Origin of the sequence: Caldisericum sp. (assembly GCF_049967455.1) — a bacterium.
Classification (GTDB): Bacteria; Caldisericota; Caldisericia; order Caldisericales; family Caldisericaceae; genus Caldisericum; species Caldisericum exile_A.
The window spans coordinates 18,419-30,002 of record NZ_JBMFSR010000013.1; the positions used below are offsets into that span (position 1 = coordinate 18,419).

General features: G+C 33.7%; 11 protein-coding genes. 8 read left to right on the forward strand and 3 right to left on the reverse strand.

Going from position 1 to position 11,584, the window contains the following annotated elements; translation table 11 throughout:
* Positions 1–21 precede the first annotated feature (21 nt).
* The 4 genes from ACP5SP_RS04485 (at position 22) to ACP5SP_RS04500 (ending at position 4,728) form a co-directional block, all read left to right on the forward strand.
* Positions 22–333 carry an MscL family protein gene (locus ACP5SP_RS04485; protein ID WP_424597182.1) on the forward strand — a complete coding sequence of 104 codons (312 nt, stop codon included), beginning with the start codon at positions 22–24 and terminating at the stop codon, positions 331–333.
* A gap of 92 nt (positions 334–425) precedes the next feature.
* Complete coding sequence (locus ACP5SP_RS04490; RefSeq protein ID WP_428076086.1) at positions 426–1,505, forward strand: TlpA family protein disulfide reductase; 1,080 nt, start codon at positions 426–428, stop codon at positions 1,503–1,505.
* A gap of 9 nt (positions 1,506–1,514) precedes the next feature.
* Positions 1,515–3,539, forward strand: coding sequence for a copper amine oxidase N-terminal domain-containing protein (locus tag ACP5SP_RS04495; RefSeq protein ID WP_428076087.1), 2,025 nt, complete (start codon positions 1,515–1,517; stop codon positions 3,537–3,539).
* 13 nt (positions 3,540–3,552) lie between these two features.
* A complete protein-coding gene (locus ACP5SP_RS04500; protein ID WP_428076088.1) occupies positions 3,553–4,728 on the forward strand; it encodes a cytochrome c biogenesis CcdA family protein in 1,176 nt (391 codons plus the stop codon).
* On the opposite strand, the gene ACP5SP_RS04505 is transcribed toward ACP5SP_RS04500, so the two are convergent.
* Complete coding sequence (locus ACP5SP_RS04505) at positions 4,725–5,507, reverse strand: radical SAM protein (RefSeq protein ID WP_428066672.1); 783 nt, start codon at positions 5,505–5,507, stop codon at positions 4,725–4,727. The two genes, ACP5SP_RS04500 and ACP5SP_RS04505, sit on opposite strands and share 4 nt — an antisense overlap.
* Positions 5,508–5,715: 208 nt before the next feature.
* On the opposite strand from ACP5SP_RS04505, the gene ACP5SP_RS04510 reads away from it, so the two are divergent.
* Genes ACP5SP_RS04510 through ACP5SP_RS04520 form a run of 3 tightly spaced genes read left to right on the forward strand, consistent with a single transcriptional unit; the run spans position 5,716 to position 8,109 of the window.
* Positions 5,716–7,050, forward strand: a complete 1,335-nt coding sequence (locus ACP5SP_RS04510; RefSeq protein ID WP_428066674.1) for an MFS transporter — start codon at positions 5,716–5,718, stop codon at positions 7,048–7,050.
* Complete coding sequence (locus ACP5SP_RS04515; protein ID WP_428066676.1) at positions 7,047–7,601, forward strand: chromate transporter; 555 nt, start codon at positions 7,047–7,049, stop codon at positions 7,599–7,601. Before ACP5SP_RS04510 ends, ACP5SP_RS04515 begins: the two co-directional genes overlap by 4 nt.
* Positions 7,585–8,109 carry a chromate transporter gene (locus ACP5SP_RS04520; protein WP_428066678.1) on the forward strand — a complete coding sequence of 175 codons (525 nt, stop codon included), beginning with the start codon at positions 7,585–7,587 and terminating at the stop codon, positions 8,107–8,109. Before ACP5SP_RS04515 ends, ACP5SP_RS04520 begins: the two co-directional genes overlap by 17 nt.
* A gap of 301 nt (positions 8,110–8,410) precedes the next feature.
* Here ACP5SP_RS04520 and ACP5SP_RS04525 read toward each other — a convergent pair whose 3' ends face one another.
* Positions 8,411–9,112 (reverse strand): lipoate--protein ligase family protein, encoded by a 702-nt coding sequence (locus ACP5SP_RS04525; RefSeq protein ID WP_416085178.1) that lies wholly within the window; start codon positions 9,110–9,112, stop codon positions 8,411–8,413.
* Entirely contained in the window at positions 9,084–10,076 is a 993-nt protein-coding gene (locus tag ACP5SP_RS04530; protein WP_424586805.1) for a diacylglycerol kinase family protein, read from the reverse strand. The genes ACP5SP_RS04525 and ACP5SP_RS04530 overlap by 29 nt, the downstream gene beginning before the upstream one ends.
* Before the next feature lie 29 nt (positions 10,077–10,105).
* Here ACP5SP_RS04530 and ACP5SP_RS04535 point away from each other — a divergent pair.
* Positions 10,106–11,584 (forward strand): sigma 54-interacting transcriptional regulator (locus ACP5SP_RS04535; protein WP_428076089.1); only part of this gene is annotated, 1,479 nt, incomplete at its 3' end.

Genomic DNA, 11,584 nt, shown 5'->3' on the forward strand with positions numbered 1-11,584 from the left:
AAATGAAGTGGGAGGTGAATTATGATTAAAGAATTTATGGAATTTTTAAAACAGTACAATGTGATTGGGCTTGCAGTTGCCGTGATTATTGGTGGAAAGCTCAATGAGCTTGTTTCAAGCCTTGTAAACGATCTTTTAACACCCCTAATTTTTAATCCGGTTTTAACTGCCTTGAAACTGAATAGTATCGCTGAATTATCTTGGCATGGAATTTTTTACGGGAAAGTTGTTTCAAATCTAATTAGTTTTCTTATTGTTGCTCTTATTGTATTTTTTATGATTAAATGGGTAAATAGCCTTGGAAAAGTAAAGGAAGTCATTAAGAAAAAGTAAATTATTAACTTGAAATTTTTTAAATATTATGCTAAGAAATACCCTAGCACCTAAACTGTGTAGATTTATGCAGTTTGGGTAACCGGTGCAATATGTCTAACAGAAAGAATAAAAAACCAAAAAAGTCAAAAATAAAAGAAGAAAAGCATATTTTAAACAAAAGAGTGTTGCTTATTTTCAGTATTTTTGTTGCAATTGCAATTTTTATACTCCTTGGATTTTATCTTAAAAATCAACTTTTAGTTCAAAAATATACAAAGGTAATTCCAAAGGAGGATGTAAGATCTAAAATATTTGGATTTAAAGGAACATTGACTGCCCCGAGGGTTCTTACGGATCCAGCACAATTTTCTGACAGTTTTGCAGCCGAGGATATTTTGGATGATAATGGGAATACTGTAGGGACTGAAGTTACCATACTTATAGACAATCCATCTTACAATAAAGACAAAAAACGAATTCCACAAGATGTAGCGATGCTTTTAATCGTTGATAAGGAGCTTAAGATAAAAACCTTAACACCCTTTAATCCCACGTATTTTGATCTTGGAATTGACTTTGAAAAATACTTTAACGATTACAATGGAAAAGACGCAGAAACGATAATAAAACAAACTGATGGTATTTATACAGGTGTTAGTTCAGTTGCAACGATTATTAAAAACAAAGTAAGGGAGGCAATGAGTCTTCTTTACATAGAAAAATATGGAAAGGATAAATTTAATGCATTGGGTGTCTCAGGATACATATTTTCTGAAAGAGGTACAAAACTAACTCAGGTTACATTTAAGGATGTTAACGGTACGGAATATAACATTAACGATTTTAAGAAAAATAAGATAGTTATTATTGGGGGTAACCCCGGATGTGGTTCTTGCGTCGAAAGTATAACGCAACTTGCAAATCTTTTCAAAACATATAATACAGAAAATATTAAGTTTATAGTATTTGCATTCACGCAGGAAAAAGATCAACTCTTGCGACTTACGGCACCTCTTGGAAATAATGTTATAGGGGTTTTAGATCCTGATAGGACTATTGCAACTCAATTGAAAGTAAATATTTCACCATATATCGAACTTGTTGATAAAGACCTAACAGTTTATTACAGAGGCCCAGGCGAACCCATTAGAGAAACAATCGAAAATATTAAGGCGTTCTTACAAAAATAGGAGGATATGATGAAAAAGATTTTTGTTTTTCTTACAACGTTTGTAATGCTTTTTTCGGTCTTTACATTTATTAAGGGAGCGGTAAATTCTATTGGAAATTTGACAGTTTCTGTAAATCCTTCTGATCGAGGTGCTTACGGCGAGTATAAAATTACATTTGTGAGTCATTCAGACCTTAAGCAAGGATACGACAGAATTTACTTACAATTTCCGCAGGAATCAACGATTCCCTGTACATCATGTGCTTATGCGCACTGTTCAGACTGCTTCCTTATAAATGGGACTAGAGTTGGAGGTGCATGCCCAGTTTATGACTTGCCAAAGACAGTTTATTTTACAGTTCCGTCCCCTGGAATAAAGGCAAACGAAACTGTGGAAATTCTGATCAAGCAATCTGCAAGTTTCCAAAACCCAACAGTACCTGGTGATTACACCTTAAAAGTTTGGACTGATCAAGAGCCAGAAAAAGCACAGGCACCATTCACGATAACTTCAACAACTATCCAAAACTTGGCTGCTTCAGCCGATCCAGAATTTACAAACGCAAATATTATGCTTTCGCTTGATTTTACAACAGGTAGACTCGGCGATGTTATGAACGGTAAGAATGTTTATGTGAGATTTCAGGATGGATTTATTTTACCTCAAAAGCCTGATACTAACTATGTTACGATAAATGGAGAAAACCCAGGGTCAGTTTCTCTTAAGGGGAATACTTTAGTTTTACAACTTGCTTCATCAATCGGGAAGAATGCAAATGTAAAAGTAAAATTTTATCCATCTTTTGGAATTGTCTCTCCAAATAAACAAGGAAGTTACTTGATAGAGGTTTTTACGGATTCTGAGCCAACGCCTGTTTCAGTAAAAATTGATTTCAAAGATAAGGATTTTGTGCGGACACTTTTAGAAACGACACCAAGTGAACCTAATGGTAAAAATGGATACTTCGTATCGAACGTAATTGTTAAGTTGATTGCCGAAACTAATACTTCAGAGACACCGACTACATATTACAAATTGGATGAAGGAGATTATAAGGTTTTTATAGACCCAATTGTTATTAACGATGGCATCCATACACTGAAGTACTACAGTAAAACGAAATCCCTTACAGAGGAAGAAAAATCCGTAACATTAAAGGTTGATACGAAACCACCTGATATAACATTGAACATAAAGGATCTAACTTATACTTATGAAAACACTTTATCAATAAAAGGTGAACTTTCAGAAAGCGGTGATGTATATATAAACGGGATCAAATTAAATATGCTTTCTCCCCTTTCCTTTGAGGGTATTTACGCTTTAAAAGACGGACAAAACTTCTTCCATCTTGTTGCTATTGATGTTGCAGGCAACAGAAATGAAAAACTTTTAACAGTGGTGTTGGATACCACAACCCCTGTTCTTACGGTAGATTCTCCAAAGTCAAACTTCGAAAAATTTTCAAACTCTGTTCTCGTAAAAGGAAATGTTTATCCATCAAATTGTTTTGTCCTTGTAAACGGCAAGATGATTGAAGTTGACGCAAACGGAAACTTTGACTATAAACTCATTCCCAGCTCAAACAATAATATGCTTCCCGTAAATCTTAAAGCTATTTATCCTTTAACGGATAAATCTGTTGAACAAAAGTTCATTGTATTTTTTGAAAAAGATAATACAATCAAACTCCAAGTTGGAAGCAAGACTATTTCAGTCTTTGGAGAGACAAAAACTCTTGACGTAGAACCATTTATTGACAGAACAAGTGGAAGAACCCTTGTCCCTGTGAGGTTTATTTCCGAAGCACTTGGTTTTGAGGTCTCTTATAATGCAAAAACAAAAACGGTTCTATTGCAAAAGAATAACTTTAAAATTGAACTTATAGTAGGAAGCAAGTTTGCAATAGTAAATAGTGTAAGGAAGAATCTTGATGTTGCGCCAGTTATTAAAGATGCAAGGACCTTTGTGCCGTTAAGATTTATTTCGGAAGTGATGGGTTATAAAGTTGAGTGGAACGCCGAAACCAAGACTATAACTATTAGTCCATAAAGGTTAAGAATTTATGAAAAAGTTTATATTTGTATGCTTGGTTATTACAGTTTTAATGCTCTTTTTTACGCCTTTTGTTAGGGCTGAGAAGTCCAAGATTACAATCCTTTTCTTTTCAACGCCTGGATGCTCTGAATGTGCGCTTACAAGATCTTATCTTGAGACACTTAAGGAAATTTATCCAAATATTGAGGTAAGTGAGTTTTCAGTATCTGAACCTAAAAACAAGGAACTTCTTGCAAATCTTGGAAAAATTTACAATCTTCCTCAAAACAAATTAAATGTGACACCTGCTGTATTTATTGGAAAAAGTGCATTTGTAAGAGAAGAGGCTTATAAGAATTTGGAAAATGCAATTAAAAACTTAAATTATGAGGATAATGCCTTCCTTGAAGAAACTCTATTAAAGGCAAAGGGTGAAAATTCTCAATTGGTGCAGCTTTTTCAAAAATTTGGCATCTTAACGGTAATCGGTGCAGGTCTCATTGATGGGTATAATCCTTGTGCTATAACAGTTTTGATATTCTTTATTTCTCTTCTTGCACTTAGAAAAAAAGATAGGCGCGAAATTCTTCTTGTAGGTGTCTTTTTTACTTTAGGTATTGGTGTATCTTATCTTCTTTTAGGTATTGGACTTTTTGAGTTAATATCAAGGTGGAAATACTTTGACTATATCGCAAAATACGTGTATCTTGGAACTACAATTGTTACGTTGGTGCTTGTTGTATTAAACTTCTTTGATTATTTAAAGGCAAAAAGGGGAGACACGAAAGGTATGGTGCTACAACTTTCCACAACTGAGAAAAAGACAATTCACACATTGCTTAGAAATCCAAAAGTTCTAACTGAATTTATTTTTGCCTTTTTAGTTGCCTTTCCTGTTTCAATTGTTGAGTTTTCATGCACAGGGCAAACATATCTTCCAACGATTGTTTATATTTTCGGATTGGACTACCTCAAAGCAAAAGCACTTTTTTATCTTATTCTTTACAACTTTATGTTTGTTTTGCCTTTGATTGTTATTACATATGCTGCCTATAGAGGATCAAATTCTCAAAAAATTTCAAAATGGTTTACAGACAATTTAAGCACTATTAAACTTTTAACTGGCTTGTTGTTTCTTGTTCTATTTGGATATTTAATGCTTAAGACTTTGTCTCTTTTTAACTTAATAAGTGTGAGGTTTTAGATATTGCTATTTAATGAGGAAGTTGAGATTTCAGTTTGGGGTGCAACTCTTGTTGTGCCCTTTTTGTAGATTATCTTCGAGCCATGATTAATGATGCGTGAAGCTTCGAGGAGTTCCGCAAAGCTCAACGGTTCAACCTTATAGGCAGGCGCACGGATAACAGTATTTATATGAATCTTGTCTGGTTTTATCATTGAAAGAGCATTGTAAAGATTTAAGTAATTTTGGATTGTATTATTAATACCTTTGACAAGAAGAATCTCAATCCAAAGTTCGTGAGTAAACATTTTTCTAAATTCAACGATGCCTGAAATGACATCTTGAACCTTTATATCTGGATGATTAAGGCTTATTTTTTCATAGGTTTCTTGGTCGGTTGCGTTTAAGGTGAATTTTACAATATCTGCATTTAATAGGTCCATTTTTACATCATCTCTTGTAATTAGAGATCCGTTTGAAAGCACTGCAATGGGAATATTAGTCATCTTTTTTATCTCTTTTATGATATACCCAAGTCTTATGTGAAGTGTAGGCTCTCCAAGACCAGAGAAAGTAATATGGTCAATTTTTGTTGTGTTTTTACTTAAGAAATCTTTTAATTCTTCAAGAATTGCTTCCGCAGGGATATACTCTTTTCGCTCAGTTGTAAGAAGTGTGGTTTTACCAACTTCGCAGTAAATACAGTTAAAACTGCATACCTTGTGAGGCACTGTGGTCACCCCAAGAGAGACCCCTAATCTCCTTGAAGTTATAGGTCCATAAATGTATCTGTATGCCAACTCTTCATTCCCCTCTAATTTATTCTCAAACGATATGAATTGTATATAATTTTTCGATCCTGTCAATAGATTTTTGGGGGAATTTTTCCATTTTTTGAAAAATTTATTAAAATAAGATTAATATTAGTTTTTATTTGATTTTTACGGTAAATGCTTTTAAATTTTGAATATAAATGCATTTGTAGTATAATAAAAATCTAGATTGAACATGATGAATATTGCGACTTTAAAAGATAAAAACATTTTTAGACGAATAAGAGATAGGTTTTTTATACATTTTCCTTCTTTTAAATATAGGAATTTCAGGTTGTTTTTCTTTGGGCAGGTTATTTCTGTCATTGGAACATGGATGCAATCGACTGCTCAAAGCTGGCTTGTTTTACAGATAACAAATTCTCCTTTTAAACTTGGCCTTCTTTCTGCGGTTCAATTTCTTCCTGCGCTATTCTTATCGCTTTATGCAGGAGTTATAATTGATAAATTTTCAAAGAAGAAAATTCTTATTTTTACTCAGAGCTCTTTAGCAATTCTTGCATTTGTATTAGGGCTTCTTGTTACGTTAAAAGTTGTTCAATACTATCAAATTCTAATAATTGCTTTTTTGTCTGGACTTGTTAACACAATAGATATGCCAGCAAGACAATCTTTTTATATTGAGCTTGTGGATAAAGAACACCTTATGAACGCAATTTCTTTAAATTCGTCTGCCTTTAATCTTGCAAGAATAATAGGTCCGGGTATTGCGGGAATACTTATAGGAGCTGTAGGTTATTCTTTGAGTTTTTACCTTAATGCTATAAGTTTTGTCCCCGTTATCGTTGCGATTTTCTTCGTCGTTGAAAGAACTATAAGACCAGGAAGATTTAGCCTTAGAGATCTCGAGCATGTTAATAAAGATGCCATAGAAGGCTTAAAATATATTCTCAAAATCCCTATAATCCTTATTATTTTTGCGCTTTTTATAGTCGTTAATGTTTTTGGTCTTAACTTTAACGTACTTGTTCCAACACTTGTAAAGCAAGTTTTTAAGCTACAATCAACAGATTACGGGTTCCTTATGTCGATGATGGGTGTTGGCGCTTTGACAGGTTCTCTTTTTCTTGCAGTTATAAGTTATAAAGGAGTAAAGCATTTCTATCTTTTTGGTGGTGCATTAGTACTGGGACTAACGCTTCTTTTAACAGGACTTTTTCCGAATTATTACCTCACGATTGCCTTTACAACTCTCTCTGGGTTTTCGATGGTTTTGTTCCTGAATACAGCAAATACGCTTCTTCAGATGGAATCATCAGAGGAATTTAGAGGGCGGGTCATGAGCATTTATTCTCTTATTTTCCTGGGGTTTACGCCGTTTGGAGCACTTCTTACGGGAACCCTGAGTGAGAAAATTTCAGTGCAGTTTACATATTCACTTGTTGGCATGATAGTCACTATAACAACGTTAATTGTGTATTTTTTAGGCTATAGAAGAGTGTTTGGAAGAGAAGAATTACATGTAAGAAGGGTATCCGGTTCTTACGAAGGAAATTTTCCTAAGAAATGAAAAAGAATTTACGGCTTCTTTACGACTTTTTTATCATAGGGCTCTTTACGATAGGCGGAGGTTATGCAATGATACCGCTTATGAGACAAACTTTCGTGAACACAAGAAAGTATTTAACAGAAGAGGAGTTTTTGGAAATGCTTGCAATTTCTCAAATAACCCCTGGACCAATTGCAATTAACATGGCAACATTTATTGGATATCGAGAGGGAGGGCTTTTGGGCTCTTCTTTGGCAACTCTCGGAGTTGTGCTTCCTTCCTTTATTATCATTCTTCTAATATCAATGTTTTTTACAAACTTAACACAAATCCCACAAGTACAAAAGTTTTTCATAGGTATATTAACAGGTGTTGTTGGTGAGATTACTTATATTACTTTCGACATTTTCAAGAAGGCGAACAAAGATATATTTTATATTGCACTTCTTTTGCTTTCGCTTGTAGAGCTTTTTATACTAAAAATAAATCCAATTTATGTGATTCTTATTGGTGGAGCTCTTGGTATAATATTTGGAAAGTTTTTCGAGGATAACAATGGCACTTCTTCTTAGGTTGTTTATCGAGTTTTTTAAAATAGGAATTGTTACCTTTGGTGGGGGACAGGCAATGCTTCCATTGCTTCAACACTCCTTTGTAACGGAACTTCATTGGATTACTCAAGAGCGCTTCCTCTATTTTGTTTCTGTTGCAGAGGTTACGCCTGGACCTGTTGCGCTAAATATGTCAACATTTATTGGATATGAACTAAGTGGCGTTATTGGTTCTGCTTTTGCAACTCTCGGTGTTGTAATGCCATCATTTTTAGTAATTCTTGCTGTTGCGCATTTTGAGAAGAAGTTTAAGGAAAATGTAATTTATAAGAGGTTTATGCTTGGCGTAAAGCCAGTTATAATAGCTCTTCTTATAAATGCAATATATCTTATTGTCAGTCGTGGATTTGTTGGATTTATCCCGTATATTATGGCAATTGTAAGCCTTGCTGTGTTTATTCTCTATAAGAAGTCACCTGTTTTAATTCTCCTTATTGCAGGAGTTATTGGAGTATTTGTTTTAAGATAGAGTTTGTATAACCGCAATTTCAATTGTATGCGTTTTTTGAGTATTTTAGAAATCTTATAAATTTACCGTATAGGGTGTCCTATTCGCCCCAAATCCTTTAAAACCATTGATTTTATGAGGTTTTTAATTTTTTGTATTCTCGAAAATTACCCCTCTAAAACCCGCATAGTTCCGTTAAGGGTGCATAAATATTGATTTAAAAGCATGCGTTTATTTAGATTTAGAGCGTCATCTTTACCCTAAAATGGGTTAAAGTACTTACGAATAAATTTTTGCTTCTTGTAGCGCACGTATTTAAGACCTAAAAACTGCTTGTAATTTGCTGGATTTTTAAATGTAAATTTTTAGCCAAGTGCTCTTTCACATGATTTTTAAAAGATTCAATGCTTATACTTGGGTTTAGCTCCTTTAAATTTGTTACTTCACTTTTAATGCTTTTTACAAAACGTTTTTCATTTGCTTCATAAGGACGCCCTTGAAGGATTTTGTTAAGAATATTAAGATCTGCGTTTACAAGAACCGAAATGTGATACAAAAAATTCTTTGATACAGCCACACTTGATCCTGCAACCTTCTTACCTTTTACAAATATCCCATTTCTCTCGTTTATAATCGTCGATTCATGAGTTTCCTTTTCAATTACTTCGCTAATTAGACTTGTAAGATATCGTGTCTCATCAATTATATAACTTGAGAATAGTTTTAGCTCCTTTTCTTTTACTATTGTTATGTTTAGGACACCTTCATCATGATAAACTGCACCGCCACCTGAAAGTCTTCTTAAAATTTGGATATTTAAACTTTTTGCAAGAGGAAGATTCACCTCGTACTCTTCTTTTTGGAACTTTCCGATTATAACAGAAGGAGCGTTGACCCAAAACCTTAAAATTATTTTTCCATTAAGGGAACTTTCGAAAAGTTCTTTTTCTTCTTTCAAGTTAATAAGGGGGTCTTTTGTATTACTTTCGATAATTTCAACTTTGTTTATTACTGAAAATCCCATTTTTAATGCCTTCAGCAATAGCTTTTCTAAAATTAAGTACCTTTGGTCCATTTAACAATAGACTTATCTCAACTTCAGTATCTTTAAAAAGCTCTATTTTCCTTTCCCCATCAAGTACTATCGTACCTCTTTCTACAAACATCTTTATTGGATTGTTTTCTTTAATTATACCTTTTTCTTTTATGGAAGTTTTTGCTAATTTTCCAGGCGCAATTGGAAAAATAACCTCTTCGCCCTCGCCTAAAATTACATAACCACCAAAAGGGTCATCTCTATGAATTGGATTTTTGAAAGCAACCAGTGATGAAAAACCAATGCTTGTTACCTCGGCTCTCGTAACAAAAATTGCTATAATTGATTTTTCATTCCATATTGCTTTTGAGCCAATAAATTGCTCTTTTGAAATTGCAAAGTCGATGAGTGCTATATCTGAATTGTTATTGAATTTTATGTTAAGTAGTTTTTCTCTTCTCAAATTTTTTTCTTTTTCTATACTTGTAAGATAGGAAATTATCGCAAGTGCAACTGTGGTGCCTTCAATCATCTCTGGAAAAACATTATTAGTACCGGTTGAAATTGGTGCAAGAGGGACGGGGTCTTCCATATTAAGCCCTTTAACCACGGCTCTGTTAGTTCCATCACCCCCAAGGACAAGAATAATATCAACAATATTTTGCATTATCTTTGAAGCATTTGTACTATCTACTTCATCAAAGGTATAATTCATTTCTATGGGAATTATCTTAAGATTTGATGCTTTAATTCTTGAAGCCGCCTTCTTTACGATGCCATAAGCATCTTCCATATAATAAATTTCTTCAATGTTAAAGAAGTTAAAGACAGAAAGAATTCTTTCAATGATATTTACCTTCTCTTCATTGTCAAAAACAGAAGCTTTTGAAGTGAGTCTCCTTATATCCTTTCCTGATTGTGGATTTGCAATAATTCCAACTTTTCCTTTCATATGTAAAATTATAAAGAAAAATTAACATTTTGACAGTTTCTTATTTTGATCTTGAAACAAGAAGAAAAGAATATAGTTTGTATATTTCTGTTTTAAAAGAGATATTTTCATCTTTCTCAAAAGATACTCCAATTACTATATCTTTTGTTGATAAAGAAGGTGTTGTGCTTTTTGTTGCAGGGAATGCCAAAGATTCGGAAATTTTTGAGGGATTGGTATTCAATGAAACTCTTGGAAAGACTGCGATTAGAAACGCATTAGAAGAAAAATTGCCAAGTGAAGTGAAAGGAAAGGAACATACTAACCCAAGATTTTATGAGTGGTCATGTAGCGCTGTGCCTATTTTTGAGAGTGAGAAACTTATTGGTGTAGTTGGTGTTTCTTCGCGTGTCGATATTTATCCAAAATTCGCTCTTGAAATTGCAAAACTTATTGCAAATAGTGTTACAAAGCAAGTTCTACTCAGTAAGGCCTTTAAAGAAATGAATATATCAAAAAAATTCATTCAGTTTTTTGCCGAAGGAAATAAAGATGGAGTATTAATTTTGGATAAGAATGCGGATGTTGTTTATATTAATTCGACTGGTGCTTCAATTTTACGCATAAATCAACAGGAAGCAATTGGAAAAAATGTTACAGACATTGTAGATTTTACACCTGTTATTTTAGAGGTTTTTAAAACTCATAAGGGTTATACTGACAGGGAATTTATAATAGAGAGTCCTTCAAGAGGAACACTTCATTTTGTAAAAACTGCAGTCGTACTTCAAGATGAAAATGGCGAATTTGCAGGTGTAGTTGATTTCTTTAGAGAGATAGAAAAGGTTAGAAAATTTGTAACCACATTCATTGGCGCAGAAGCGCGTTTTACCTTTGATGATATTAAAGGGAAAAGTCCAAAGCTCATTGAAGCAATTAGAATTGCAAATGTTGCTGCACATTCTAACGCCTCTGTTTTAATAACAGGTGAAACAGGCACCGGAAAAGAAATGTTTGCTCAGGCAATTCACTTTCAGAGTTTAAGAAGCAAAGGACCTTTTGTTGCTATAAATTGTTCTGCTATACCGCAGGAGCTTGCTGAAAGCGAGTTTTTTGGTTATGAAGGAGGATCATTTACTGATGCAGATAGAAAAGGTCGTCCTGGCAAATTTGAACTTGCAAATGGTGGAACTCTGTTTTTAGACGAAGTTGGTGATCTTCCTCTATCTTTGCAACCTAAGATTTTGAGAGCACTTGAAGATAAAGTTATCACAAGAGTAGGTGGAACAAAATCCATCAAAATTGATGTACGTATAATCGCAGCCACTAACAAAAATCTTGAGGAACTTATTGATAGGGGCTTGTTTAGAAGAGATCTATATTACAGAATAAATGTAATAGAGATTGAAATCCCACCTCTTCGTGAAAGAAAGGAAGATATCGAAGTACTCGTTAATTATTTCATTGAAAGACTTTCAAAATCACTCAATAAGCCGATTAGAGGGTATGATATGAGTTTTATAGAACCC